Here is a 25,557-nt window from a genome sequence, read left to right on the forward strand (position 1 = left end):
GGGCCACCGTGAGCACCAGCCATCCCGACCTGGTCATCGTCAACGCCGAGGTGTTCTCGGCCGCACCGGGCGCCACCTCGGTGGCGATCAGCGGCGGGCGCATCCAGGCGGTCGGCCGGGCACCCCTGGACGAGCTGGCCGGTCCGCGCACCGAGGTCGTCGACGCCCGCGGCGCGACGCTGCTGCCCGGGTTCACCGACGCCCACGTCCACCCGCTGGCCGCCGGCGTCCAGTTGCTGACGTGCGACCTGTCCCGGCTGCCGCACTCACCCGAGCGGTACCGGGCGGCGATCCGGGCCTACGCCGAGGACCATCCCGGGCTCGAGTGGATCAGCGGCAACGGCTGGTTCGGCGACACCTTCCCGGGCGGGCTGCCGCACCGCGACTTCCTCGACGAGATCCTGCCGGACCGGCCCGCCGTCTTCGTCAGCCACGACGGGCACGGCGTGTGGGCCAACAGCCGGGCCCTCGAACGCGCCGGGATCGGCGAGCAGACCCCCGACCCGCCCAACGGCCGGATCAACCGGGATCCGGACGGGCGCCCCACCGGGGTGCTCGTCGAACGCGCGGGCGATCTCATCACCTCGCTGCTGCCGCCGATCACCGCGGAGTTCGCCGAAGCCGCGCTGCTGGCCGCTCAGCGGCACCTGCACTCGATGGGTGTCACCGGGTGGCAGGACGCGTGCGTCGGTTCGCTGTGGGGGCTGCCGGACCCGCTGCCGACCTACCTGAAGCTCGCGGGCGAGGGCCGGCTGACCGCACGGGTCGCCGGCGCGCTGTGGTGGTCGGCGGAGGACGGTCTCGGCCAGCTGGATTCGCTGGAAGAACGGCGGGCGGCAGGCACCGTCGGCCGGTTCCGCGCCACGACGGTGAAGATCATGCAGGACGGTGTGTGCGAGAACTGCACGGGCGCGATGCTCGAACCGTACGCCGGCAACTTCCACCACGGCACGGAGTCGGGGCTGTCGTTCATCGATCCGGAGCAGCTGAAGCGGATCTGCGTGGAGCTGGACCGGCGCCGGTTCCAGATCCACATGCACGCGGTCGGCGACCGGGCCGTCCGGGAATGCCTCGACGCGCTGGAAGCCGCCCGCGCCGCCGGCCCCGGGCACGACAACCGGCACCAGATCGCGCACGTGGACGTGGTCTCCCCCGACGACGTGCCGCGGTTCGCCGAGCTCGGGGTCATCGCCAACATCCAGGCGCTGTGGGCGCGGCGGGACCGGGAGATCGTCGAGCGCAAGCTGCCACTGCTCGGCCCGCACCGGGAGCCGCACCACTTCCCGTTCGGAGCGCTGCACCGGGCCGGGGCGCGGCTGGCGATGGGCAGCGACTGGCCGGTCACCGACCCGAACCCGCTGTGGGCGATCTACACGGCCGCCACCCGGCTCGGCCCGCCGGAGGACCCGCACGCGGTCGGCGAGGGTGTGCTGTCCGAGCCGCTGGAACCGGTGCAGGCCATCGACCTGCGGGTGGCGCTGGCGGCGTACACGGCGGGCTCGGCCTACGCCAACCACGCGGACGGCGAGACGGGAGTGATCGCGCCGGGCATGCTCGCCGACCTCGCCCTGCTGGACCGGCCGATCCTGTCCGGTGAGCAGGTCAGCGCCGCGAAGACGGTGCTCACGCTCGTGGGGGGCGAGGAGGTGCATCGCGATATCTGAGCCCTCCTTCACCCTCGTGCAGCTGCGGTACTTCGAGGCGGCGGCCCGGCACCTGAGCATGACCGCCGCCTCACGCGAGCTGATGGTGTCGCAGTCGGCGGTCTCCACCGCGGTCGCCCAGCTCGAACGGGAGCTGGGGGTGCAGCTGCTGCTGCGCCACCACGCTCGTGGGCTGAGCCTGACCACGGCGGGGCAGGCGTTCCACCGGCGGGTCCTCGACTTCCTGGCCCACGGCGCCGAACTCGTCGAGGCGGCGCGACAGGCGGGTACGGAGCTGGTGGGCACGCTGACGGTCGGCTGCTTCGCCACGCTCGCGCCGTTCCGCCTGCCGGGCCTGCTGGCCGAGTTCGAACACCGGCACCCGCGGGTGGTGGTGTCCGTGCGGGAAGGCGAGCACTCCGCGATCAAGGCCGCGCTGCGGGGCGGGGAGTACGAGGTCGCGCTGCTGTACGGCTACGACCTCGACGACGACATCGATCACGTCGTGGTGGACACCGCGCCGCCGTACGCCCTCGTGGGCCCCGACCACCCACTGGCCGGGAGCGGCACGGTGTCGCTGGCGCAGCTCGCCGGAGAGCCCATGGTGCTGCTCGACCTGCCCAACAGCCGGGAGTACCTCCAGTCGATCCTGCGCGAGGCGGGGGTGGAACCGCGCATCCGGCACCGCAGCGCCGGTTACGAAACCGTGCGGGCCCTGGTGGCGCACGGTCAGGGCTTCGCGCTGCTCAACCAGCGCCCCCCAGCGGAGACCACGTACGCCGGAGCACGCGCGGTCCCCTTGGAACTGAGCGACGACGTCCAGCCGCTGGACATCGTGGTGGCGTGGATGCGGGGCGCCCGCACGACCCGCAGGGCGCAGGAGTTCATCACACTCTGCCGGCAGATGTACGCGCGATGCCGCCCGGCGGTCACCGAGGACCCGACGGCTCACGGATTTCCCGGCTGCGCCGACGAGTTCCCCGCGGTTGCGGGCGGTTGATCCGGGCCCTGGTCCGGACGCCGGCTGGTCTTCGTCTACTTCGGAGCCTGGCTTTCGGTCAGCCGGTCGATGCCGAGGGTGGCGACGAGGTCTTCGTGGAGTTGGAACCAGACCCGGTGGCAGGAGTCCACATCGGTCTTGCCGATCCAGTTGTGCTGCCCGCTTCTGGCCTTGCGCAGCGCCGATCGGTAGGCCCTGTCACTGTGGCCGTTGGGAGCGAACCGGTCCGTCCCGGCCGGTTTGATCTGCCAGTCCGTTACGGCCCGCAGCAGGCGCGCGTTGAGCGGCAGGAACTCGCGGTAGACAGCCGCTACCACGTCTTCCGACCACCCGTCGATGTCGGCGAACGCGCCATGCTGCACCCAGCCCGCGCGCTCAGACTCGCGCAGCACCCGCAGTGCCTCGTCATGGTTCGTTCCGGCACGCTCGGCTACTGCCCGGCTGTTCGCGAACCCCAGGAGGCGTACCGCGTGCAGGACGGGCAGTTCCAGCAACGACTGATCGGTCATGGCGATTTGTCCTGTCTGGCGCTGAGCCGGTTCACGTATTGCTGGCACGCCTGCGGGGAGCGGAAACCCATGGCCTCCGCGATCTGCGCCCACGTCAGCCCCTGGTTTCGCGCGGTGAAGAGCAGACCGATCTCCACACCCTCGACCTCGGCCCGAGCCGCCGGGAGCAGTGCCAGCGCGGCCAGGAGCTCATCGGGGGTCAGGTCGGCTGAGCGCCAGAGCGCGTACTGCGTCAGATCGACCGCCGTCGGCGGGACCGGCGCGGGTCGCCACGGGCGCGGTTCGAGTTCGTCCGCGCCCAGTTCGAGCAGGACGTCTTGGGCGTCGCGCTCACGCTGAGCCTGCGCATGCTCGGCGCTGACGCGTCGTTCGAGATCGCGCTTCCGTTCCACGACAACCATCCTGCTACTATCAACATATTGTTGTCAACGTTTCGTTGATAGGCGTGTTGATGCCGGCGGCGCTCACTGACGCGACCCGCGCGAACTCGGGAGGCAAGGCCGCAACGCTCGGTGTGCTGCTGCGCGAGGGGTTGCCGGTGCCGGATGGGTTCGTGGTGCCCTGCGGCCGGCAGCAGCCCGGTTCCGCGGTCGGGCGCTCGCTACGCGACGCGATCGCCCGGGAGCTTGCGCGGCTGGGTGACCCGGTGGTGGCGGTGCGTTCTTCCGCGACGGACGAGGACACCGCCGGTGCTTCGGCGGCGGGCCAGTACGAGAGCGTCATCGGCGCTCGGGGTGTCGACGACGTGTGTGAGGCGATAGCGGCCTGCTGGGAGTCGGTCCGCGCCACGCGGGTGGGCGAGTACTGGAGCCGGACAGCCGGCCGCACCGCACACCTCGTTCCCGGCATGGCGGTGCTCGTGCAGCGCGTGATCGAGGCGGAGGTGTCCGGCGTCTTGTTCACACCCCAACAGCCGGGAGCACCGACTCGGATCGACGCATCGTGGGGTCTGGGCCTGGCCGTCGTGGGCGGCACCGTCACCCCCGACACCTACGAGGTCGCGCCCGACGGAACCATCGGCTGCTGGGTCGGAAGCAAACGGACTCGAACGGACCTCGACCACGAGCACAGCGGCGTCGTCACCAGCACGGTCGCACCGGACAAGCAGGCCGCGCGAGCACTGGATGACGCCACGGCAGCGACGCTGACGGATTTGGGCGCGCGCGTAGCGGGGATTCTCGGAACCCCGCAAGACATCGAATGGGCGGTCGCCGAAGGTGCGGTGTGGATTCTGCAGGCACGCCCCATCACCGCGCCCTTGCCCCCGAGCCGCGTGCCCGGCGCGATCGGATCACTGAGCGGAACGCCCGGCTCCCACGGAGCGGTCACCGCGGCGGCGCGGATCGTGCGCGGTCCCTCGGACTTCCCGCGCGTGCGCCCCGGTGAAATCGTCGTCTACCCCTACACCGATCCCGCTTGGACGCCGCTGTTCACCATCGCCGCCGGTGTCGTCACCGAGACCGGCGGCGCGCTGTCGCACGCCGCGATCGTCGCCCGGGAGTACGGCATCCCCGCCGTCCTCGGTGTCGCGGATGCCACCACCCGCATCGGCAACGGTGACCGGATCGCGCTCGACGGGACAGCCGGAACCATCACCGTCCGCTGACCCGGCCCACCCGCGGAAAGGACACGCTCGTGGCAACCAGATACCTCTACATCGCCCGCCACGGTGACGCCGACGCCTTCGGAAATCTCACCGACACCGGGCGACGGCAAGTCCGCCTGCTCGGCCGGCGCCTGGCGCACTTACCCATTGACGCCGTGTGGCATTCCCCGCTGCCCCGCGCTGCCGACAGTGCACGGGAACTGAACATCTTCCTCAGCGGCAGTGCCCCTGTCGGTGAGGCGGCCGAACTGATCGACCACGTGCCCTACGTGCCGGCGCCGGAGGAAACCCCACCGTCCTGGGTGCCGTTCTTCGACGGCTACGACGCCGACGAGGCCGCGGCGGGCCACAAGATCGCCCAAAGCCTCACCGCGAGGTTCGCCACCGCCCCCGACCAGGACGACGACGTTCACGAAGTGCTGATCACCCACGCCTACCCGATCGCGTGGCTCGTCCGCCACGCCTTGGCCGCCCCAGCGGTGCGGTGGCTGGGACTCAGCAGCGCCAACGCGGCGCTGACGGTCATCGAGAACCGGCCCAAGCTACCGCCGAGCGTCGTCATGTTCAACGAGATGAGCCACCTACCCCCCGACCTCCGATGGACGGGTTCCCCAAGACACCGCGCCCCTGAACGGCAAAGACAATCACGGCGACGCCGGCGGTGGCACGCCCTGGGCAGTTCTCGCATAGAAAGACGCAGCGGCCCGTCTACCTGGATAACGGGCCGCTGCCCCTGAGAAAATAGAGAATTTCCCAGTACAGCATGGGGCAGTTGCGGCACAGTCGCGCTGGTCTGGGTCGGCGTGGAACACCGCGCGCGCTGGTTTCGCTCCCGCTCCCCCATTGGTGAACTCGGCCGGCGACCGCACCGGTTCGCGCGGCCGCTGGGTCACCGGACCTGGCCGGTCCGGTATTGCCCCACGATGGCATCCCACTCCCGTTCGGCGTCGCGTCCCTCCGCAGACCCGAGGTCCTGATCGATGAGAGTCAGCACTTCTCTGGCACGCGCAAGGGGAATACCAACCTCCTGAGTAAGCACCCTGAGGAGATTGAAGGGCGTAGCCGCGAACGGCGCCGATCTCATGTACGAGATCAGTTCGGCAAGCGAACCGCCGGCTACGACCATCCGCCCGGCCTCAGTGAATGCCTCGTCCACGCCACTGTTATCCGGTGAAGATGACTTCGACATCAGTGTAGCTCCCCCACGGTCCTGCCTCCTTGACGTCCTGAGCCTCACTCCAAATTGCTCCCGCCTGCTGATCTTGCAATCGACGAGGCGCACGCTTCCCATCCACCCTATTGCAGCGCCACTACATTCCAGCTGAACGTGAACTGACCTCCAGCACCTGGCGATCCACCTCGCCGACCCCTCACACTGCCAGTGTGGTGCGCTAGACCGCTTGACCTGCGGCTTTGGAGGATTCCCTGGTTGGCTGGGGCACTTTGGGGCAGTGCGGTTCCGTTCAATTCCGTTTAATGCCGCTCTAAGGGATGTCTCGTAACCCGGTGCCGGGCTAGCTGCTCCGGTAGTTGATCATGATGCTGTGGTGCGGGTGATCACAGCATCGCGGCCGGAGTGGATTGGCCCGTTCACCGGGCTGGAGCCGGCCCAGTTCCGCACGCTCGTGCGGCTGGTCGCCAAGCGAGGCGGGGACGAAATCGCGGACGGCCGAGCAGGCCGACAGTGGGCGTTGCCGCTGGCCGACCGCGTTCTGCTGGTGGCGACCTACTGGCGGACGAACCTGACGATGCGCCAGATCGGGCCGCTGTTCGGCGTGTCGCATTCCGCGGCTCATCGGATGATCGACACGGTCGGACCGCTGCCGGCGCTGGCCCCGGTCCGCAAACGCCGGATCGATGCGGTCGCGATCGTGGACGGCACCCTCGCCCCGACCCGCGATCACCGGCTGGCCACGCCGTCGAAGAACTACCGGTACTCCACCAACGTGCAGGTCGCGATCGACCCCGAGACCCGGCTGGTGATCGCCACCGGCGACCCGCAACCAGGCAGCCGCAACGACTGCACTGCCTACCGCGACTCCGGCATCGCCGAGCAACTCGCCGACCGGCCGATCATCGCCGATGGCGGCTACCAAGGAAACCCCGAGGTCGTCATGCCCTACCGCAAACCCCGCGACGGCAGCAACCTCCCGGACTGGAAGGAACATCTCAACACCGTCCACCGCAAGGTCCGCGCCCGCGTCGAACATGTCCTTTCCCGGACAAAGAACTTCACAATCCTGCGAGACTACCGCCGCGCCGCAAGCACGCTCGCCGACACCGTCTCCGGAATCGCGAACCTCCACAACATCATCCTCACAGCCTGACCCAACCACTAGCCCCACCAACCACAACACCAGCTACGAGACAGCCCTTAGGCAAACGCAAGCTCCGCGAATTGACCGCAGAAGATGTCGACAAATGGTTGGCCGAACTAGCCTGTTCTGTCAGCACGCGCACACTACGGCTGCTGCACTCGATTCTTAGTCGAGCTGTCAAGCACGCACAGGCACGGGACAAGGTGAAGCGTAATGTCGTCGCGCTCTGCGAAATTCCTACTGGACAGGATGGAAGGCCATCAAAGTCCCTCACGCTCGAACAGGCGGAAGCCGTCTTGGCTGCCTCGGAAAACTCACCGCTGCACGCGTACATCGTGTTGTCCTTGTTGATCGGTGCCCGAACGGAGGAGCTGCGCGCGCTGACTTGGGATCACGTAGACCTGGCTGGTGACGTCACCGCCGATCCCCCGGTGCTGCCTTCCATCAGTGTCTGGCGGTCTGTCCGGGCTGGCGGCGATACGAAAACGCGGAAGTCGAGGCGCACCCTCGCGATGCCGAAGCGTTGTGTGATTGCGCTCCGACTGCATCGAATGCGGCAACGAGCCGTGAAGGTGGCGAGCGGGCAGAGGTGGCAGGAACACGGGCTGGTGTTCGCCTCGCAGGTCGGTACGGAGCTGGATGCGCACAACGTCCGACGCCAGTTCCGGAAGGTCGTCGCGGCCGCCGGGCTCATCGCGGAGGAGTGGACACCTCGCGAGATGCGGCACAGCTTCGTCTCGCTGCTGTCCGACGCCAAGGTGCCTCTGGAAGACATTTCGCGCCTGTGCGGCCATAGTGGCACCGCTGTCACCGAGCAGGTCTACCGCCACCAGATCCGGCCGGTGATGGTCGAAGCCGCCACCGCGATGGACCAGATCTTCAGCCTTAGTCACCCACTTAGTCACTCGGCGCGCTGAGATCGCTGAACGAAAAGGACCCCTGACCTGGCTTTTAAAGCAGGTCAGGGGTCTTCTCTGGCCGTCGGGCTGACAGGATTTGAACCTGCGACCCCTTGACCCCCAGAGTAGTGGAGGCAACGCGCTTACCTGCGAAAACGGAGAATCCCCTGCACAAGCTGGGGCAGTTGCGGCACATTCGGGGCAGCTCAGCGAACAACACGAACATCGGCGGCTCCACTTTCGCTCCTTGCTCCACCAGTCGGCTGGGTGTTCGGTCAGTCCGCGCTACCTGCGAACGCAGCCTGGCGTTGACCTCTTCGGTGTGAACTATGTACGCGATACCGCGCCGACCTGGGAAAACATGCCTTCCGCAGGTTAGCGCGGGTCCGTTCGGAGCCGTCGGGCGCAGTTCAGCACCATTCAAAGCCTCCGTCTGCTCCCCGTTTGCTCCCCACGCCGCTCCCCCGTTACCTTCTTCGCGGCTCTTGTCCAAGGGCCATGGTCGCCAGGCCGGGCATGACTGATGCCCCCGGACGTCCTTGTCGATCTTCACGACCGAGGCGATCGAGGCGGTGGTGTACTCGCTGAAGGTGGAGATGCCGCACTGTTGGCCGACCGGGTCGCCGTCGAGGTGCATCCGGAACCTGGCCGGGTCGTCGGCTCGGGCGCCGGTGCGCAGCGAGGCACCGAGGTCGCAGAGATTGGACAGGCCGCTGGCGCAGAACTCGCACCGGCCGCAGGCAGGCAGGAATCAGAAGACGACGTGATCCCCGACCTCGAAGGCGGGAGTGTCCGGGCCGACCGCGGTGATCACGCCGGCGCCCTCGTGGCCGCCGGCGCAGGGGTAGATGCCGACCGGAATGTCCCCGGTAACGGCGTGGTCGGGTTGAGCGCGGCTGAGGGCTCCTGGAACACCATGCCGATCCGGGCGCCACGCACCTCCCGCAGCGCGCGTGGCCCGAGCCCGAGCAGTTCCCGGTTCCCGAGCACCCGTCCCGCTTCCTCCTGTCGTGACCGTCTCGGAGGCGGCCGGGCTCTCGTCCGGCCGCCGAACCCGTCAGGCTGTCCGGTGCGCCGCCCGGCGCCGCCTGTACTCGACGAGCCCGAAGATCACCAGAAGCCCGGCCATCGTGCCGTACGTCACCCAGCGCATGACTGCTGACGGCCCGGGTGGCGGGTTGAGGACATCGTTGATGTAGAGCCACACGATGACCAGTGCGGCGAGGGCCGCGGCCACGATGACGCGCCACTGCACACGCCTGTCCCGCAGCGTCCGGACGATCGCGCCGATCGAGAGGAGGAGGTAGGCGGGAAGCCACGAGTAGACCAGTGCGGTGGCGAGCGCCGTGTAGCCGCTGGTGACATCGCCGGCCACCACTACCGCCGACTCCACCACCACGAACCCGACCGCGGTCAGGACGATCATCGCGAGAGCCGGGCTGCGGTAGCGGCGGTGGACGACCGCCAGCCGGGATGGCAGCAGCTTGTCGGCGGCCAGGGTGGCGACGAAACGGGAGCCGAAGTTCACGAACCCGACCAGGCCGGCGAACATCGACACGGCCAGGAGGAGGTCCGCGGCGGTTCCGACCGCGGGAGGCAGCCCGGCGTGCAGAGCGAGCGCGGCGGGCGGTGAGAGCCCGGCTTCGATCTGCGCCGACGCGGCGGCGAGCCCGGGCAGCTGCACGATCGTGGCGAGCAGGTACGCGATCCCGAGCACGACCGGCAACGACATGACGGCGAGGGGAACGTTCCGCTTCGGATCCCGGGTCTCGGCAGCCAGCGCCGCGAGGCTCTCGAACCCCACGAGAAACGTCACGCCGGCAGCGAAGCCCTGGAACGTCCCGTTGACCGAAAGTTCGTCCAGATCAAACTGGTGCGGCAGCTCGAGACCGGTGTGGGCACCACTGAGCACGGTGATGAGCAGTGGCAGCGGAAGTGACACGGCCGCCGCGATGACCACGGTGCGCACCGACGCGTCCAGGCCGCGGATGGCGATGAGTGCCGCCGCGCCCAGGGCGACGAGGTAGATGACCGCCTGGAAGGCGGCGCCGGTCGCGGCGTCCACTCCGATCTCGGTGAGAAAGCTGCCGAGGAACACCCCGACGACGCCGACGATGATCGCGACCTGCAGCACGAACCCCAACAGCAGCGCCGCGGCGACGACGATGCGGGCCCAGCGACCCTGGAACGCGTTGCCCATGTACGAGTAGATCGAACCCGTCGCCACGTACCGCCGCGCGAAAAAGCTGACCGTCAGTCCGATGCACACTGTCGCGGCCATCCCGAGAAGCTGTGAGGGCCAGCTCTGCATCCCGCTGTAGGAGAACATCAACATGGGAACGAGGGAAATCCCGACCGCGGGAGAACCGGCCGCGATCGCGAACAGAACGATCTGGGTGCGGCTGAGGTGACCCGCTTCCAGGTGCACCACCCCGCCGGAATCCACTGCTTCGCGTTGGTTCCGCACTTCTGGGTCAGGCATGGTGGGCCTCCCTATCGGCGGTCTGACAACACGACCTGCCGCACAGCGCGTGCCGCGCGGAGGCCGGTTTCGATGGCGCCGTCGATGTAGCCGACCCAGCCGGTCGCGATGTCCGCGGTGGCGAACGCGATGCGGCCCTCCAGCTCCATGAACCTCGTGTGTGGTTCGTAGCCGCTCAGCTGTCCCAAGCCGTAGTACATCCACGCGCCCCGGGAAAACTCGTCGTCCATCCCGTACACGCCAGGGACGACGTCGACGACCTCCACGTGCGGCAGCAGCTCCCGCAACGCCGCCGCGACCTCGGCGGGATCGCCCGGGTCCGTCATGCCACCCGTGGCGATCGCCACGACGGTCTGCTCGTCGGCCGACTGGCGCGAATCGGTCCAGACCGCGTCGAGGGGACGTCCTGGCCTGTTCAGGACGTTGATGTTCCGCGGCTCCCCCTTGATGCGAATGAGAATCTTCGCGGCCCCGGTGGCTCCTTGCATGCCCTCCCGCGCCGCCTGGATCCGTTCCGGGGACAGGGCCGGGGAGAAATCGATGTGGGGCCACACCCCGGTCGGCGTCGCGATCACGACGGCAGCGGACGAATACGTCCGGCCCCCCGCGGTCGACACCCGCACGCCCTGGCCGGTCGACTCCACTGTGGTCACTGCTTCGCCGAGGCGGACCTCGGCGCCACCGTCGGCCAGCATTGCGTTGAGGAGACTCGCCGTCCCCCGCGCGAGCTTGAAGCCCAGGATGGCTTCGTACACCGAATCGGCGTCCCCGCCGGACACCGACCACCATCGCATCCAGGTCAGGATGCTGCTTTCCTCCGCCGAGCGCATGGTCTCGTAGGTCAGCGCCTGGGTGACGAGCGCGTCGTCCTCCTCCGACAGGTCGAACCTGTCCATCCACTCGCGAACCGTGGTCCGGTCCAACTTTTCGACGTCCGCTCGTCGTAGCAGGGGCTGGAACGGCTGCGGGAAATAACGCCGGGACTCTTGGAAGAGCTTGTCCAGCAGCGCCGATTCACGCTTGTCGTATTCCGCGGCGTCGACCCAGGCCATGCCCGAGGAGGACGGAGCGAAACACTGGTCGGGCGCCACAGCGCCCGGAACGAGATCGTCGGCCAGACCGTAGCGCGTGATTTCCGCCCACACGTGGGGCTGACGCCAATGCACGTACGTGCCGCCGATGTCGACGAGCTGACCGTCGGACATCTGCGATGTCCACGTTCGTCCGCCTACGTGGTCCCGGCCTTCGAGTACCAGTGTGCGCAATCCTCGGACGGCGCACTCGCGAGCCGCCGTGGCGCCGGCAAAACCAGCGCCGACCACAATGACATCATAGTTTTTTGGCATGATCACTCCTTTGTGAGTCACGCGGTTGGTGGGAAGGAAAAGATCCGGTCTAGCGGGCCCGGTGCGCGGTCTTGGCGCCGGGTCGGTCAGCCATGAGTTCGATGGACTTCACGGCCAGGTCCATCGAGGCCCGCATACGCTTGCGGTCATGGTCGGCGAACCAGGCGAGGACAAGCCCGTCGACGATGGCGAAGACGAGGCGGACCAGTGGCTCGACGAGGTCGTCGTCCTCGCCGGGCAGCATGCAGGAACGGAGTATGCCGGCAGACTTCCGCTCCCCGGACCGGTAGGCGGTCCTGGCGATTTTCGACCACTTGCCGCCCTGGTGCAGCATCCATTGGTACAGGTCCAGCTGGGCGCGCGCGTAGGAGGGATTGGCCGTGTACCACTCGCATGCGGTGACGAGGAACGCCGCGGCCGCCTTACCCATCCCCGCATGCCGGCCCGTCGACTGCACCGCGTCCAGGATCAAGGCGTCGACATGCTGGAAAACGGCCACGAGAAGGTCCTGTTTCGTGGCGAAGCAGTAGTGGATGCTCGCCAGCGGGGCGTTCGCGGCGGCCGCGATGCGCCGCGTGGTGGCGCCACCGACGCCATGCTCGCCGATGACCTGGACGGCAGCCTCGATGAACCGCTGTCGACGGTCATCCGCCGCCATCCGGACCATGCGCTCCCCCTGCCCGCTGACTTGGTCGGCCGACCCAGACGGTAGCACGGGCTTAGCTTCCGTCAGCTCCTGGAATGAACCGCCGGATGTTGCGCGCTGCCTTGAGTCCGGTCTCGATCGCACCGTCGATGTAACCGACCAGCACGGTCGCGATGTCGGCCGTGGCGAACGCGATGCGGCCTTCCAGTTCGATGAACTTCCGCGACGGTTCGAAGCGGGTCATCACGCCGGGGCGCAGGTACATCCACGCGCCTCGCGAGTGCGGATCGCCCGCGTCGTAGACGCCAGCCGCCACTTCGAGAACCTCGACGTGCGGAAGGAGTTCCCTGATGCCGTCCGCGATCTCGGCCTTGTCGTTCGGATCCTTCATGAGCCTGCCCGCGACGGCCACGACCGTCTGCTCGTCGGGTGCGTCACGCCGCTCCGTCCACATCGTGTTGATGCGGTACGCGTCGCCGCTGGCCACCTCGATGCTGTGCGGCTCACCCTTGATCCGGGCCAGCACTTTGGCCGCGCGCGGGCCCTGAATCCCTTCGCGCACCGCCTCGAACCGCTCCGGCGCGATCGCGGGCGAGAAGTCGATGTCCAGCCAGGAACCCGTCGGCGTCGCGACGACCACCGCGGCACCCTGGTAGGTGTGCCCGTCGGTCGTCGACACCTCGACACCGGCATCGCCAGAGACGACCCGGGTGACGGTCTGCCCGAGCCGGACCTCGGAGCCGCCGTCGGCGAGCATCCGTTCTTGCAGGCTGCCGATCCCGTTCCGCAGCCGGTATCCGAGCAGCATCTCGTACGCCGAGTCGTAATCGCCGCCGGACTGGGCCCACCACCAGACCCAGGTGAGGATCCCGGCCTCGTCCGCGGGCCGGAGCGCCTCGTAGGTCAGCAAACCGGTCGCCAGCGCGTCGTCCTCCGGCGACAACTGGAATTGGTCGAGCCAGTCGCGAATGGTCAGCTGGTCCAGTTTCTCCACCTTCTCCCGTGCCGCCAGCGGATCCGGGAGGAACGGGAAGTAGTCACGCGCATCGGCGAAGATCCGGTTCATGAGCTCGGCCTCGCGCTTGCGGTGGGTGGCCGCGTCCACCCATTTCAGCCCGTCCCCGGACGGCGCCAGTACCTTTTCCGGGGTCTCGGACGCGGCGATGAGGTCGCCGGTCAGGCCGTATCGGGTCAGCTCGGCCCAGATGTGGGGCTGGCGCCAGTGCACGTACGTACCGCCGATGTCGATCGGCTGACCGTTGGAGAACCGGGAGGTCCAGGTCCTGCCCCCGATCCGGTCACGGCCTTCGAGCACCAGCGTGCGGAAGCCTCGTGTCGCGCACTCCCGTGCCGCGGCGGCGCCGGCGAAACCCGCGCCGATGACGATGACGTCGTAACGTTGCGACATTACTTCTCCTTTTTCCTGCGGCCGGCAGATTTCGGCTTGTTGCTGAAAAGGATTGTCAGGCGAGGTGCGATGAGAAAGGCTGATGATCAGCCGACTTGGTCGCTTGACCAGAATGCGTCCGGTCCTCGTCCGTGTCAACAGGAACCGGCGGGTCGGGCACCGTGCACAGATCGCGTCCGCCGGGTTCGTCCGCCGCGCCGAAGTTCCGGCCACCGTCATCCTGTTAGCGTCGCGAGATCTGGAACTGGCGGGAGGAGACACGATGCGGCCAGCCCCCTTCGATTACTCCGATCCTGAGACGGTGTCCGAGGTCTGCGAAGTCCTGCACCGACTTGGCGGCGAGGCCGCCGTGCTCGCCGGTGGGCAGAGCTTGCTCGCCCAGCTCAACAGCCGAACTCGCAGGCCCGCCGTGCTGGTCGACCTACGCCGAGTCGCGCAGCTGCGCGAGGTGACCGTCGAGCGCGGCACCCTCGTGATCGGCGCGGGTGTCACCCAGCGGGCGCTGGAGCACCACTCGGCGACACCGGCCGTGCTGCGCGAAGCGCTCGCCCGCGTCGGGCACATCCCCACGCGCAACCGCGGCACCGTCGGCGGAAGTCTCGCGTTCGGCGATCCCCAGGGCGAGTTGCCCACGGCGGTGCTGGCGCTCGACGGCCGCGTCCGCGTGACCTCCGTGCGGGGTGAGCGTGTCCTCGCCGCGACGGGGCTGTGGACGGGCCCGTTCAGCACCGCGCTAGCCCCCGACGAGCTGATCACCGCCATCGAGGTGCCGCTGCCCGAGGATTCCCGGTGGGCGTTCGAGCAGCGCGACTTCCGCCGGCACGGCAAGACCACCGCGGTCGCCGGATTCCGCGCCGGGCGGCTCGTGCTGTCCCTGGGCGGTGTCGGCACGCGCCCGTTCCTCGTCGACGACGAGCTGCTCGCGGATCGCTCCCCCGACGCCGTCGGCGCCGCCGTGCGCGAACTCGTCGTGCCGATCGGCCCCGACCCCTACGTGTCCATCGACCACCGCAGGCACCTCGCCGCTTCCGCCACCGCGGCCGCGCTGCGCCGCGTCCTGACCACCGCACCTCGGGAGGATTCATGACCACGACGGCACGGCCGATGCCCGGACGCCGGACGCGGCGCGCGATCACGGTGCGCGTCAACGGCGAGGAGGTGACCGGCGCCGTCGAGCCACGCACCCACCTCGCCGACTTCCTGCGCGAGAAGGCGCAACTCACCGGCACCCACACCAGCTGTCACCAGGGCCCGTGTGGAGCGTGCACGGTGCTGGTCGACGGGCTGTCCGCCCGGTCGTGCCTCACACTGGCCGTGCAGGCCGACGGGGCCGAGGTCACGACGGTCGAGGGCATCGCCGAGCGCGGCGCGCTTTCGGTGCTCCAGCAGGCCTTCATCGAGCACTTCGGCTTCCAATGTGGATACTGCACGCCCGGCATGATCGTTCTCGGCACCGAAATCCTCGCCGAGGCCGCCGCCGGCGCGGTGTTCACCCGCGAGGATCTGCGCGCCCGCCTGTCGGCCAACCTGTGCCGCTGCACCGGGTATGTCGGCATCGTCAACGCCCTCGAAGCGGCGCTCGCCGCCCAGGCACGGGGAGAGTCCGCATGAACGCCACCGACCAGCGCGTCACCGGCAGCCGTGTCCCCAACCGCAACGGCGAGCGGTTCGTGCGCGGCGCCGGCCGCTACACCGGCGACATCCACCTCCCGCGCGAGGCGACGATGGTGTTGCTGCGCAGTCCGCACGCCCGCGCCAAGATCCTCGACATCGACACCTCCGCGGCCGCCGCGCTCGACGGCGTCCACGCCGTCGCGACCGGTGCCGAGCTGTTCGACCGCATCGGCCCCCACGGCTACCTGTGGGACCTGCCCGGCCAGAAGGTCGGTTCCGGGCGTCCACTGGCACACGGCGAGGTGCGGCATGTCGGCGAGCCACTGGTGGCCGTCGTCGCGTGCGACCAGTACGTGGCCGAGGACGCCCTCGACCTGATCCGGGTGGAGTACGAACCGCTGCCGCCGGTGAACACCCCGGCGGAGTCCCTGGCGGAGGGCGCACCGCTGCTCCACGCCGACTGGGGAGACAACGTCCAGGTCGTCGCGAGCTGGCCGGTCGCGATCCCCGGCCTGCCCACACCCCCGGACCCGGCGCAGGCGCTGGCGGAGGCACATCTGACCGTGCGCGAGACGTGGACCTCCTCGCGCATCACGGCGGCGTCGATGGAAGCCCGCGCGGTGGTCTGTGACTACGCGCCCGGACCGGCGCTGACGTTGTACACCTCCACCCAGGCCCCGCACATCATCCGCGAGGAGGTCGCCCGGATGCTCGGGGTCGCCGAGCACCGCATCCGCGTCATCGCCCCGCATGTGGGCGGCGCGTTCGGCATGAAGGGAGTCTTCTACCCGGAGGAGGCCCTCGTGCCGTACTTCGCGATGCTGCTGCGCCGCCCGGTTCGCTGGATCGAACAGCGCGACGAGAGCTTCGTCGCGGACACCCCCTCGCGCGCGCAGGAAATGGACTTGGCGGTCGGCTTCGATACCGACGGGCGCATCGTCGGGCTGCGCGCCCGGTACTCCATCGACCTGGGCAGCGCGCCGTCGGCCTGTGGCGCCGGGACCGGATGGGCCACCGGTGCCCTGCTTCCCGGGCCGTACGCGGTGCCCGCCGTCGACATCGTCGCCACCGCGGTGGTGACCGACAAGACACCGCTGGGTGCCTTCCGCGGTTTCGGTCAGCCCGAGGCCAATTTCCCGCTGGAGCGCACGCTCGACATCGCCGCGCGGCGGCTCGGGCTCGACCCGGCCGAGATCCGCCGACGCAATCTGGTCCCGGCGGCGAAAATGCCGTTCGCCACGGCCACGGGCAGCATGCTCGACAGCGGCGACTACGCCGAGCTGCTCGAGCTTCTGCTCGAACGTCCCGCCTACCGGGCCGCGCTGGCCGAGCGGGACGCCGGCCGCGCCGAGGGCCGCGTCCTGGGCCTGGGACTGGCCGTGTACAACGAGAACACCAACTTCGGCCCCTCCGGAATCCTGCCGCTGATCGGTGTCTCGACCGGTGGCTGGGACACCGCGACGGTGCGGATCGAGCCCGACGGCACGGTCCGCGTGGTCAGCAGCCAGACCCCGATGGGCCAGGGCGTCGAAACCGCCTACGCCCAGGTCGCCGCGGACGCGTTCGGGGTGCCGCTCGACGCGGTCACCGTCGCGTTCGGCGACACCGATTCCAGCCACTTCACCGGGTACGCCAGTGGCGCGAGCCGTGCCGCGGGTGTCGGCGGCTCCTCGGTGCTGATGGCCGCGGGCAAGGTCCGCGACAAGATGCGGGCGATCGCCGCGCACCTGCTGGAAGCCTCGGCCGACGATGTCGAGCTGACGGCGGGCGGGTTCGTCGTCGCCGGCAGCGGGATGGACCCGTTGCCGATCGCGGGCGTGGCCAAGGCCGCCTATCAGGGCGGCAACCTGCCCGAGGGCATGGAGCCCGGGCTGATCGCGGAAGCCGGGTACGACCCGCCGGGGATGGCCTTCTCCTACGGCGCGGTGGCCGCGCTCGTGGAGCTCGATCCCGAGACCGGGAAGGTCGCGGTGCGCCGGCTGATCTTCGGGCACGACTGCGGCACCCAGCTCAACCCCGCGATCGTCGAGCACCAGGTGATCGGTGGTGCGGTGCAGGGCATCGGGATGGCCCTGTCCGAGGTGCTTCCCTACGACGAGCACGGGCGCCCGTTCGCCAGGTCGTTCGCCGACTACCTGCTGCCGCTGGCCACCGACGTGCCGGAGATCGATCTGTTCCACACCGAGCACCCGACGCCGTTCACCCTCAACGGCGCCAAGGGCGTCGGCGAGAGCGGTGTGATCGCGGCACCCTCGGCGATCGTCAACGCGATCCAGGACGCCCTGCCCGAGGGCGCCGCCCCCATCACCTCGATCCCCGTGCTGCCCGAGCGGGTGCTCGACGGGCTGCGCACCGGCGTCAGCCGAGGGTGACGACGGTTTTGCCGACGAGGCTGCGGTCGCGCAGGGCGTTGATCGCGTCGGAGGCGCTGCGCAGCGGGACGAGCGCGGCAAGGGATTAGTCGAAAGCCTTGGCACCGGCCGAATCGAGCACGAGATCCGCCCTGGCCCGCGGTCACCTCAGCCAGCTCGGCAAACCCACCGCCGTCTACGACCAGCGTCGCCACCCGGCACGGCCACCTCCCTCGCCCCGACACCTGGTAGCGCGTTGTCCTTCCCGACCTCGGCGCGGAGTTCGACTACGGCGCCACCTACGTGCTCGAGGACTACCGCGCCTACATGTACGCCCCGCTGCACATCGAGACCGACTACGTCGGCATGCCCGTGATCGCGAAGACCGAGATCATCTCCCAGACGGACTCCTTCACCGGCAGCGGTGGCTTGGAGACTGAGGGGCGCGGGTGCGGCGCCGGCTTCTGACGGTGCCGGGCGCCACGGGGTGCGGAACGCGTCGCGGATGTCGCCAAGGTGAGTCGGCAGGTCCTCACGCAGGTTCCCGGTATCCAGCGGCCGGCGGCGGGGCGAACTCGTCACGCCGGTCGATGAACGCCGTGGCCACCAAACCCGCCTTGTCACCCCACCGCCGGTAGATCGTCGTCTTGTTCACCCCGGCCCGCTCGGCCACCGACTCGATCCGCAGCGCCGCGTACCCGACCTCGCTCAGCTCGGCGATCGTCGCATCCAGCACGGCCTGGCCCACGCGCGCCGTCCGGCCTCCTGGCCGCGACGTCCTGCTGTCCGCCCGCAGGTGCTCGACCGAGCCGGTGCCCGGTTCGCCGGTGTCCTTCCCCACCGCCCCAAGATAACGGGCCCGCTCTCACCAGCCTCCGCGCAGGACCAGGAGGCGGACCTGCAACTCAAGCGTGAACCGCTGGACCGCGTCGTCGAGGTCGATGGCGCAGAGCTTTTCGATCCGCTGGAGCCGGTAGCGGAAGGTGTTCCGGTGCACCCGCAGGGCCGCGGCGGCGCGGGTGGCGTCGCAGCCGGCGTCGAACCAGCTCAGCAGGGTGTCCAGGTACTCGGCGCCGCGCGGCGAGTCGTCGTGGCGCAGCACGTCGAGCGCGCCGTGCAACAGCTGCGGATGGTCGGTGGCCAGGCCGGCCAGCTCGGCGATCAGGACGTGCGGGCGCAGGTCGGCCAGGTCGCCGGTCACCGGCTCCGCTCGCGCGGCCAGCACGTCCACCGCTCGCCGCAGCAGTCCGCATTCGGCACGGACGTCCTGGCTCGTCTCGAGCGGCCGGCTGAGGCAGGCGACCAGGGGGCCGCCGGCAGCCCTGGCTGCGCGTTGCCGCAGGCGCTCGGCGAACGCGGCCGGGCCGGGCGCGGCGGGGAACAGCACGTAGGCCACCGCGCCCAGTACCGCCGTGGACGCGTCCGGATTCAGCATCCGCGCGCAGCGGCCCAGCACCCGTTCGACGTCCGGGGTCACTCCGCCCGTCTTCGCGTGCGCCCCGAGGCTCATCAGGCACCATCGCCGTGTGCCCGGCCGGTCGAGCCGGTCCGCCAGTGCCTCCAACGATCCGGTCCCGGTCAGCAGCCCGCGCAGCAGCTCCGCCCGCACCGCGTCTTCGTCGTCGCGTCCGGCCGGTTCGTCGATGAACCACGCGGCGGCCGCCGCCGCGACGTCACCGAGCACCCGCGGCGCGGAATCGGGGGTGTCGGCGCCGGGCGCCAGCACCGCATATCCGCCCACCACGTGCCCGACCGGGATCGGCGCGACGAGCCGCGGACCCGCGCCCGGCACGTCGATCCAGGCGGCGGTCCGCATCGGCGCGAACTGGTCGCGCAGGGCAACGGGGACCCGCCGGGCGAGGATCGTCTTGGTGGTGAGGTCGTCGACCGTCCCGGGGCAGGCGAAGGCGAGCACCCGCAGACCCGCGTCGGTGAGCACGACCGCGCCGTCCAACGCGAGTGCCGCGCTTTCGGCGAGCTCGTAGAGCCCGCTCGCGGTGGGGGCGCCGCTTCGCGCACCGAATCGGGCGCCGGACACCAGCGCCCGCACCAGCGTGCCGATCTCCTCCCAGCCGACCTGCTCCCCCACCGCGAGCACCGGCACCCCGGCCCGCGCCGCGACCGCCGTGACGTCGAAGTCCCGCGGCAGGCAGCCCTCGCGCACCACGAGCGCGGCGGCATCCGCGCGAGCGGCCGTCTCCAGCGCCTCGGTGAGCTCGGCGGCGGCCGGGCGCGGCGCGGGCACCAGCACCAGCTGATGCCGGCCCGGTGGCCGCGCCGGGTCCCAGATCGTCGCGCCGGACAACGGCTTGTCGATCCCCGTCGCCGGGGCCAGCACCGTGAACCAGCCACGCCGGGCTCCGACGAGTCGCGGCAGCCGGACCGCCGGCAGTGGAAGGACCCCTGTCGATTCGCCTGGCCGGTTGTCGACGACCGTCATCGGACCACTCCTTCCGCCACGTCACACCGCGTGGGAGCAAGGTTAGGCAGCGATCGGCCCGCCGTCAGTGGGCACACAGCCCGGTGAAAGCCGTTCAACAGTGCGCTGAGCCACGACCACGGTTCTCCAGACGTGTCAGGCCAAGGTGCGAAGCCGTGGCAGGAGATCCTTCCTGGCCAGTTCGAGGAACCGGGCCTGGTCGTGGCCGGGCGCGTGCAGCACCAGATCCGTGAAACCCGCCGCCACGTACGGGCGTATTCGGTCCACGACCTCGTCCGGATCGGCCGAGACGATCCAGCGGGAGGCCACCTGCGTCATCGGCAGTGCGTCGGCGACCCGTTCCATGTCGACCGGATCGGAGATGCCGTGCTTCTGCTCGGCGGTCAGCGACAGCGGCGCCCAGAACCGGGTGTTCTCGATCGCGGCTTTCTCGTCGGTGTCGTAGGACACCTTGATCTCGATGGACCGCACCACGTCCGCGGGGTCCCGGCCGGCCTGCGCGGCACCGGCGTCGACAGCGGGCTGCAACTTCTCCGTGTAGAGGTCCATCCCCTTGCCGCTGGTGCAGATGAATCCGTCCGCCGCCCGGCCGACGTACTTGGCGACCACCGGCCCGCCCGCCGCCACGTGGATCGGGACCGGCTGCGGTGGCCGGTCGTAGACCGTCGCGTTCTCGGTGCGGTAGTACCGGCCGTCGAAGGTGACCCGCTCCTCCGTCCACAAGCGACGGATCAGGTCGATCGCCTCGCGCAGGCGGGCGAAGCGTTCCCGGAACTCGGGCCAGTCGAGCCGGGCCACCGAGACCTCGTTGAGCGCCTCACCGGTGCCGAGACCGAGAACGACCCGCCCCGGGTAGAGCGCGCCGAGGGTGGCGAACGCCTGGGCCACCACGGCCGGGTGGTAACGGAAGGTCGCGGTCAGCACGCTGGTGCCCAGCCGGACCCGTCCGGTCCGCTCGCCCACCGCGGCGAGCCAGGCCATCGAGAACGGCGCGTGCCCGTCGCGGTGCCGCCATGGCTGGTAGTGGTCGCTGACGAGCACCGAGTCGAACTCCTGCTGTTCGGCCAGCACGGCCAGCTCGACGAGTTCGCGTGGTCCGAACTGTTCCGCCGACGCCTTGTAGCCGACGGTGATGCCGGCGTGTTCGAAGTTCATGTCCGGCAGTCAACAGCTCCGCAGCGGCCAGGTCATCGTGCTCCGTGGCCGAACCCGGACCCGTCGCCCTTGTGCGGCCCGTCGGGCGGGTCGTCCCACTCGACGTCCACCGCGCGCGCCGCCAGGTGCACTGCCAGCCGGTCGTCGGGATCGCCGAGGTCGGCCTGCAGCAACTCGGTGACCCGTTCCATGCGCTGCATGACGGTGTTGCGGTGCACGCCGAGGAGCACGCCGGCCGCCTTCGCCGAGGACTGGCAGTCGAGGTAGCAGCGCAGCGTGCGGACCAGCTCGCCCGACGGGTCGGCCTCCGCCAGCGGCGCCAGCAGGTCGGCCGCGGCACCGCGCAGCGGAGCCGAGCCGTACCAGCCCGCCAGCAGCCTGCGCGTGCTGACGGCGTCGAAGTGCTCGACGGCCGCCGGGCGGTGGGTGGTGCGGGCGAGCAGGGTCGCCTGGCGCGCCTGGTCGACGGACCGGCCGATCCCCGCCGTGCCCGCGTGCGGTGCGCCCATGCCCGCGCACAGGCGCAGCCCGGGATGCTCCGCCTCGAGCGCGGCGAGTGTCCTGGTGAGCCGCTCGGTCAACGGTCCGGGGTCCGCCTCGGTGGCCTCCGCCTCAGTGGTCGACCAGAACACCCAGCCCTCGGCCCGTTCCACGACAGCCGCGGGCACACCGTGCTCGGCCAGCTGTTCCTCCAGTTCGGCGCCCAGCGCGGACGCCCGCAAGGCCGGGGGCGCGTCCGAGACCTGCACGTGCACCGCGGTGTGCCAGCCGGCCAGCCGCCAGCCCAGCGCCGTGGCCCGCTCGACCGTGCGACGTCCCGGATCGTCGGGTTGCTCGAGGATTTCGTTCAGCAGCAACGATCGCCGGCGGTGTTCGCGTTCGGCCCGGACGGCCTCGCTCGCCACGTGCACCGCGAAGGACAGCGCCGCGATCGCGACCGCGCGCCGGACCGGTTCGAGCAGTACCCCGGTCGCGAAGCGCGGCCGGCGGACCACGATCCAGTACGCCGCCGGCCCGGCCGGGTCGACCTGCACCGGCTGCGCCAGCAGGCCGTCGCCGTCGGTCTCGAACGTCACCGCGACCGGATGCGGATCCCCGAGCTCCTGCGCGGTCGCGCGGGTGCCGAGCAGCGCGTGCACCGCGGGGTCTCCCGCCACGAACCGCGCTTCGGCGTCGACCAGGGCGACCGGCTCGCCGAGCGTCGCCGCCAGCAAGGAGGTGAGCGCGTTCGCGTTGGCCGGTGGGCGCTGGAAGTGACGGGCCGCGTCACCGAGCACCCGCAGTCCCGCCATCTCGGGCGCACGGACGTAGGGGTCGAACGCGGCGACGACCCCGGCGGGGGCGATGTCCTCGACACCGACGAGCGGCAACGCCAGCCGGTCCGCCAGCCGCCGGGTGGCGAAGGGAACCTGCCGTGACGTGCGTGCCGCGATGATCCCGGACAGGCCCGCGCTGCCGGCCAGCCGGATCGCGAGATCGACCGCCAGATCGTCGAGGGCGAGCTGCTCACGGCCGAACACCACGACACTGCCCGGCGCGAGCTCGGACACCTCGTGCACAGCCGAACCGGCCACGACCATCCGGACGGGCCGCCCGAGGCCCGCCGCACCGCCGAGCACCTCGTGGTGGTTGAGCAGGTCCAGGTCCAGCAGCTGGCCCAGGGTGACCGCCGGGGAGCCCGTCACGGCGCCACCGTCGCTTCGGCCGGCTCCAGCAGCGGCCCCACGGCGGTGACCCGCAGCCGCGCGGCGGGCACCGGAACATAGGTCATCAGCGCCTCCTGCACCGGGCTCTCCCGCAGCGTGCGCGGATCGGCGCCGGCCCGCACCGCGGCGTCCGAGGCGAGCCGCCGGGCCCGGTCCACCGAGTCCTGCCGCCCACCCGCGCCCTGCCAGAAGATCCGGTCGACCGAGCCCATCGCCTCGGCCGTCGCCGCACCGACCGCCGCCGCCAGATCGCCGTCCGGTGGCCGGAGCACCGGGAGGCCCGGCGGATCCGGCAGGTCGTCCGCCCGGTCGCCGACGATCACGACCGGCATCCCGTCCACCCCGTACCGTGCGCGGGCGAGCGCCGCGAGCAGCCGGGCGGTGAACTCTTCCGCGCGACGGGACACCATCGTCAGTCGTGGCGTCCGCAGGCCCGTCCGGATACCCGCGATGTGCCGCGGCAGCCCCGAATCGGGCAACAGCCCCGCGTGCGTGGTGCCGACGACCGCACGGTCGGCGGTGACCTCCACGACTGCGGCCGAGCGGACCCCCGCGAGCCGCGCCGCACCGTGGATCAGACCCCCGTGCCCGGCCCCGATCCAGGCCGTGGCATGGCGTGGCGCGTCGAGCGCGGGCAGCACCGTGCCGTCGCCACGCAGGACGTGAAGCTCCGCGTCCGGGCAGTGCACCCGGACCGCCGCCCCCAGCTCGTCGAGACGAGCACGGGCGACACCGGCGAACGCCGCGTCCAGCACCGCGGTGTGTTCCCGCTCCAGCAACCCGAGCGCCTCGGTCTCGGCACCGCGCAGCACCGGCACGTCCGCCCCGAGCTCATCGGCGATCACGTCCGCGGCACGCTGCTCGTGCTCGGGATTCTCCAGCGCGTGGATTCCCGCGACCGCGACCGCGCCGACGTCGCCGGCACACCGGCGCGCGAACCCGGCCACCGCGAGAAGATCCAGCGGCGCCGAGATCCGGCCGTCGTACTCGTGCCCGCCGCGCACCATCGTCACCGGCCCGGCGAACGCCCGCCGCTGCGGGGCGGGCCATCCGGCCAGCGGGGGCAGCGCGGTCGCCGCGGGAGCACCGATGCGCACCACCCCCACCCGCACCCCACCGGCGACCTCCGCCGGCGTCAGGTCCGGCAGGATCACCACGACCCGGTCGATCGCCGCCGGGTCTTTCCCGCCGGCGACCACCGCGCCCAGCAATCGCGCGGCCGGGTCCCGTCGTGGTCTCCCCCGGTGGGTCGCGACGATCCGGCCCTGCCGGTCGAGGGCGACCGCGCGCGCCCGGACCGCGTCCACCCCCACCCGCAGCCGGCTCGCGCTGGGCGGCGCCGTCATCGCACGGCCGCGACAGGACGGGCGCCGTCGAACCGGACGGGATCCACGGCGTAGCCGAAGGCGCGCGGTCCCACCATCGCGTGCCCGCCGGGCGTGTGCCACCGGTGGTCCGCGGGCCCGGTGATCACGTGCACGACCTGTCCGAGCGCGAGGTCGACGGTCTGCATCAGCGCGCCGGTGCCCGCGTCGGCCACGCTGATCAGATCCGGCACGGTCGCCAGCACGATGCCCTCCCCGCTCACGATCAGGTTCTCGTTCTGGAAGTCGATCCGCACGAAACCGTCCGCGGTCTGCAGGGACACGACGCCGCGCGGCCAGCCGTCGGTGGAATGCTGCACGAGTTCGGCGACCGTTCCCGTGCACAGCAGCCGGCCGCCGCACGCGCGCAGGTAGGGCTCGTACCCGCCGGCCACGGCCGGGGACACCGCGCGCAGCGCCGCGCCGATCCGGGCGCACTCGGTCACCGAACCGTCGACCCCGAGGCGGGCGCAGTCGCCCGCGTTCACCCGGTACGCGCTGACGAGCGCGACGAGGCCGAGGCTGGGCATGACCGCACGGACGAGCCTGCCGAGCACGGTGGGGTCGCCCTGGCTGAACTCCGCCACGACCCCGGCGCCGCCGACCACGGTGATCGGCGCGGCGGGATGCCCGTGCAGGCCCAGCAGCGTCATGTCGATCGACGGCAGCGTGCGCCGCATCAGGTCGCTGTCCAGGCACGGCAGGCCGAGCTCGGCGGCGACGGCCAGCGCCACGGCCAGGTTGATCGCGCCGAGCTGGATCGGCAGCACCGCCGCGCACGCCCGCGCGGCCCGCGCTTCCACCGCCGCGCGCAGCGTCTCCGCCTCGAGAGTGCTGTGCGCCTTCTCGGCGAGGGCGTAGGGCGTGCCGGCGGACACGACCGGCAGCACGAGCGCGTCCGGATCGAGCATCCCCGGCCTGACCAGCGGGATCGGCCCGTGCCTGCGGACGGCGGCGGCCAGCAGCTGCTGCCCCAGGTACGGGTCGCCGCCACCACCGCTGCCGAAGTGCACCGCCCCGCGCACGATGTCGTCGACCGCGGCTTCGGCGACGTGATCCATCGGTGGAGT

The 25,557-nt window shown here is 70.7% G+C and carries 23 protein-coding genes and 1 pseudogene; 10 read left to right on the top strand and 14 right to left on the bottom strand.

Features of this window, described 5'->3' with window-relative positions:
- The first annotated feature begins 8 nt into the window (after positions 1–8).
- Both L1857_RS25610 and L1857_RS25615 read left to right on the top strand, forming a co-directional pair.
- Positions 9–1,664, top strand: a complete 1,656-nt coding sequence (locus L1857_RS25610) for an amidohydrolase (RefSeq protein ID WP_094008213.1) — start codon at positions 9–11, stop codon at positions 1,662–1,664.
- Between the two features lie 16 nt (positions 1,665–1,680).
- Positions 1,681–2,643 (top strand): LysR substrate-binding domain-containing protein, encoded by a 963-nt coding sequence (locus L1857_RS25615; protein ID WP_240323138.1) that lies wholly within the window; start codon positions 1,681–1,683, stop codon positions 2,641–2,643.
- Between the two features lie 35 nt (positions 2,644–2,678).
- Here L1857_RS25615 and L1857_RS25620 read toward each other — a convergent pair whose 3' ends face one another.
- Both L1857_RS25620 and L1857_RS25625 read right to left on the bottom strand, forming a co-directional pair.
- Positions 2,679–3,152 (bottom strand): transcriptional regulator, encoded by a 474-nt coding sequence (locus L1857_RS25620; protein ID WP_116110324.1) that lies wholly within the window; start codon positions 3,150–3,152, stop codon positions 2,679–2,681.
- A complete protein-coding gene (locus tag L1857_RS25625; protein WP_116110323.1) occupies positions 3,149–3,553 on the bottom strand; it encodes an SANT/Myb-like DNA-binding domain-containing protein in 405 nt (134 codons plus the stop codon). The genes L1857_RS25620 and L1857_RS25625 overlap by 4 nt, the downstream gene beginning before the upstream one ends.
- Before the next feature lie 50 nt (positions 3,554–3,603).
- Here L1857_RS25625 and L1857_RS25630 point away from each other — a divergent pair, with 50 nt between their 5' ends.
- Both L1857_RS25630 and L1857_RS25635 read left to right on the top strand, forming a co-directional pair.
- A complete protein-coding gene (locus L1857_RS25630) occupies positions 3,604–4,758 on the top strand; it encodes a PEP/pyruvate-binding domain-containing protein (protein WP_116110322.1) in 1,155 nt (384 codons plus the stop codon).
- Between the two features lie 29 nt (positions 4,759–4,787).
- On the top strand, positions 4,788–5,495 hold the full coding sequence (locus tag L1857_RS25635; RefSeq protein ID WP_116110321.1) for a histidine phosphatase family protein: 708 nt from the start codon (positions 4,788–4,790) through the stop codon (positions 5,493–5,495).
- A 152-nt stretch (positions 5,496–5,647) separates the two neighbouring features.
- On the opposite strand, the gene L1857_RS25640 is transcribed toward L1857_RS25635, so the two are convergent.
- The gene (locus L1857_RS25640; protein ID WP_116110320.1) at positions 5,648–5,914 is read right to left on the bottom strand and encodes a hypothetical protein; all 267 of its coding nucleotides are present in this window, start codon (positions 5,912–5,914) and stop codon (positions 5,648–5,650) included.
- A 391-nt stretch (positions 5,915–6,305) separates the two neighbouring features.
- Here L1857_RS25640 and L1857_RS25645 point away from each other — a divergent pair, with 391 nt between their 5' ends.
- Both L1857_RS25645 and L1857_RS25650 read left to right on the top strand, forming a co-directional pair.
- Complete coding sequence (locus L1857_RS25645) at positions 6,306–7,085, top strand: transposase family protein (protein WP_249467477.1); 780 nt, start codon at positions 6,306–6,308, stop codon at positions 7,083–7,085.
- Positions 7,086–7,156: 71 nt separating this feature from the next.
- Positions 7,157–7,993: a site-specific integrase gene (locus tag L1857_RS25650; RefSeq protein WP_116111153.1), complete on the top strand. Its 837-nt coding sequence runs from the start codon at positions 7,157–7,159 to the stop codon at positions 7,991–7,993.
- Positions 7,994–8,726: 733 nt separating this feature from the next.
- Here L1857_RS25650 and L1857_RS25655 read toward each other — a convergent pair.
- The 5 genes and pseudogenes from L1857_RS25655 to L1857_RS25675 all read right to left on the bottom strand — a co-directional run.
- Positions 8,727–8,843 (bottom strand): annotated as a pseudogene (locus L1857_RS25655) (alcohol dehydrogenase catalytic domain-containing protein); the annotation flags it as partial.
- 189 nt (positions 8,844–9,032) lie between these two features.
- Positions 9,033–10,457 carry an APC family permease gene (locus tag L1857_RS25660; protein ID WP_249466495.1) on the bottom strand — a complete coding sequence of 475 codons (1,425 nt, stop codon included), beginning with the start codon at positions 10,455–10,457 and terminating at the stop codon, positions 9,033–9,035.
- A gap of 11 nt (positions 10,458–10,468) precedes the next feature.
- On the bottom strand, positions 10,469–11,803 hold the full coding sequence (locus L1857_RS25665; protein ID WP_116111155.1) for a flavin monoamine oxidase family protein: 1,335 nt from the start codon (positions 11,801–11,803) through the stop codon (positions 10,469–10,471).
- 49 nt (positions 11,804–11,852) lie between these two features.
- Positions 11,853–12,470 carry a TetR family transcriptional regulator gene (locus L1857_RS25670; RefSeq protein ID WP_162831090.1) on the bottom strand — a complete coding sequence of 206 codons (618 nt, stop codon included), beginning with the start codon at positions 12,468–12,470 and terminating at the stop codon, positions 11,853–11,855.
- A gap of 52 nt (positions 12,471–12,522) precedes the next feature.
- Positions 12,523–14,076, bottom strand: coding sequence for a flavin monoamine oxidase family protein (locus L1857_RS25675; protein WP_116111157.1), 1,554 nt, complete (start codon positions 14,074–14,076; stop codon positions 12,523–12,525).
- Positions 14,077–14,119: 43 nt separating this feature from the next.
- On the opposite strand from L1857_RS25675, the gene L1857_RS25680 reads away from it, so the two are divergent.
- From L1857_RS25680 to L1857_RS25695, 4 genes are all read left to right on the top strand, one after another.
- Entirely contained in the window at positions 14,120–14,944 is an 825-nt protein-coding gene (locus L1857_RS25680) for an FAD binding domain-containing protein (RefSeq protein ID WP_275895908.1), read from the top strand.
- Positions 14,941–15,468, top strand: coding sequence for a (2Fe-2S)-binding protein (locus L1857_RS25685; RefSeq protein ID WP_240323230.1), 528 nt, complete (start codon positions 14,941–14,943; stop codon positions 15,466–15,468). The genes L1857_RS25680 and L1857_RS25685 overlap by 4 nt, the downstream gene beginning before the upstream one ends.
- Complete coding sequence (locus L1857_RS25690; RefSeq protein ID WP_116111159.1) at positions 15,465–17,843, top strand: xanthine dehydrogenase family protein molybdopterin-binding subunit; 2,379 nt, start codon at positions 15,465–15,467, stop codon at positions 17,841–17,843. Before L1857_RS25685 ends, L1857_RS25690 begins: the two co-directional genes overlap by 4 nt.
- A gap of 282 nt (positions 17,844–18,125) precedes the next feature.
- Positions 18,126–18,290 (top strand): hypothetical protein, encoded by a 165-nt coding sequence (locus L1857_RS25695; protein ID WP_162831092.1) that lies wholly within the window; start codon positions 18,126–18,128, stop codon positions 18,288–18,290.
- A 64-nt stretch (positions 18,291–18,354) separates the two neighbouring features.
- On the opposite strand, the gene L1857_RS25700 is transcribed toward L1857_RS25695, so the two are convergent.
- From L1857_RS25700 to L1857_RS25725, 6 genes are all read right to left on the bottom strand, one after another.
- On the bottom strand, positions 18,355–18,663 hold the full coding sequence (locus L1857_RS25700) for a TetR/AcrR family transcriptional regulator (protein WP_240323231.1): 309 nt from the start codon (positions 18,661–18,663) through the stop codon (positions 18,355–18,357).
- 24 nt (positions 18,664–18,687) lie between these two features.
- Entirely contained in the window at positions 18,688–20,262 is a 1,575-nt protein-coding gene (locus L1857_RS25705) for a helix-turn-helix domain-containing protein (protein WP_249466498.1), read from the bottom strand.
- A 135-nt stretch (positions 20,263–20,397) separates the two neighbouring features.
- On the bottom strand, positions 20,398–21,417 hold the full coding sequence (gene fgd, locus L1857_RS25710) for a glucose-6-phosphate dehydrogenase (coenzyme-F420) (protein WP_116111161.1): 1,020 nt from the start codon (positions 21,415–21,417) through the stop codon (positions 20,398–20,400).
- A gap of 32 nt (positions 21,418–21,449) precedes the next feature.
- On the bottom strand, positions 21,450–23,102 hold the full coding sequence (locus tag L1857_RS25715) for a helix-turn-helix domain-containing protein (RefSeq protein WP_249466501.1): 1,653 nt from the start codon (positions 23,100–23,102) through the stop codon (positions 21,450–21,452).
- Positions 23,099–24,469, bottom strand: coding sequence for a hydantoinase/oxoprolinase N-terminal domain-containing protein (locus L1857_RS25720; RefSeq protein WP_116111162.1), 1,371 nt, complete (start codon positions 24,467–24,469; stop codon positions 23,099–23,101). Before L1857_RS25720 ends, L1857_RS25715 begins: the two co-directional genes overlap by 4 nt.
- Entirely contained in the window at positions 24,466–25,548 is a 1,083-nt protein-coding gene (locus tag L1857_RS25725) for an S-methyl thiohydantoin desulfurase family protein (protein ID WP_249466503.1), read from the bottom strand. Before L1857_RS25725 ends, L1857_RS25720 begins: the two co-directional genes overlap by 4 nt.
- Between the last annotated feature and the right edge of the window lie 9 nt (positions 25,549–25,557).

It is taken from the genome of Amycolatopsis thermalba (assembly GCF_023376025.1).
In the GTDB taxonomy this organism is placed as follows: domain Bacteria; phylum Actinomycetota; class Actinomycetes; order Mycobacteriales; family Pseudonocardiaceae; genus Amycolatopsis_E; species Amycolatopsis_E thermalba.

Bases quoted from the DNA above. Each gene is read 5' to 3' on its own strand.
- L1857_RS25670 (WP_162831090.1), bottom strand. From the start codon at position 12,470: ATGGTCCGGATGGCGGCGGATGACCGTCGACAGCGGTTCATCGAGGCT.
- L1857_RS25685 (WP_240323230.1), top strand. From the start codon at position 14,941: ATGACCACGACGGCACGGCCGATGCCCGGACGCCGGACGCGGCGCGCG.
- L1857_RS25680 (WP_275895908.1), top strand. From the start codon at position 14,120: ATGCGGCCAGCCCCCTTCGATTACTCCGATCCTGAGACGGTGTCCGAG.
- fgd (WP_116111161.1), bottom strand. From the start codon at position 21,417: ATGAACTTCGAACACGCCGGCATCACCGTCGGCTACAAGGCGTCGGCG.
- L1857_RS25690 (WP_116111159.1), top strand. From the start codon at position 15,465: ATGAACGCCACCGACCAGCGCGTCACCGGCAGCCGTGTCCCCAACCGC.
- L1857_RS25665 (WP_116111155.1), bottom strand. From the start codon at position 11,803: ATGCCAAAAAACTATGATGTCATTGTGGTCGGCGCTGGTTTTGCCGGC.
- L1857_RS25630 (WP_116110322.1), top strand. From the start codon at position 3,604: ATGCCGGCGGCGCTCACTGACGCGACCCGCGCGAACTCGGGAGGCAAG.
- L1857_RS25675 (WP_116111157.1), bottom strand. From the start codon at position 14,076: ATGACGGTGGCCGGAACTTCGGCGCGGCGGACGAACCCGGCGGACGCG.
- L1857_RS25720 (WP_116111162.1), bottom strand. From the start codon at position 24,469: ATGACGGCGCCGCCCAGCGCGAGCCGGCTGCGGGTGGGGGTGGACGCG.
- L1857_RS25725 (WP_249466503.1), bottom strand. From the start codon at position 25,548: ATGGATCACGTCGCCGAAGCCGCGGTCGACGACATCGTGCGCGGGGCG.
- L1857_RS25660 (WP_249466495.1), bottom strand. From the start codon at position 10,457: ATGCCTGACCCAGAAGTGCGGAACCAACGCGAAGCAGTGGATTCCGGC.
- L1857_RS25620 (WP_116110324.1), bottom strand. From the start codon at position 3,152: ATGACCGATCAGTCGTTGCTGGAACTGCCCGTCCTGCACGCGGTACGC.
- L1857_RS25625 (WP_116110323.1), bottom strand. From the start codon at position 3,553: ATGGTTGTCGTGGAACGGAAGCGCGATCTCGAACGACGCGTCAGCGCC.
- L1857_RS25705 (WP_249466498.1), bottom strand. From the start codon at position 20,262: ATGACGGTCGTCGACAACCGGCCAGGCGAATCGACAGGGGTCCTTCCA.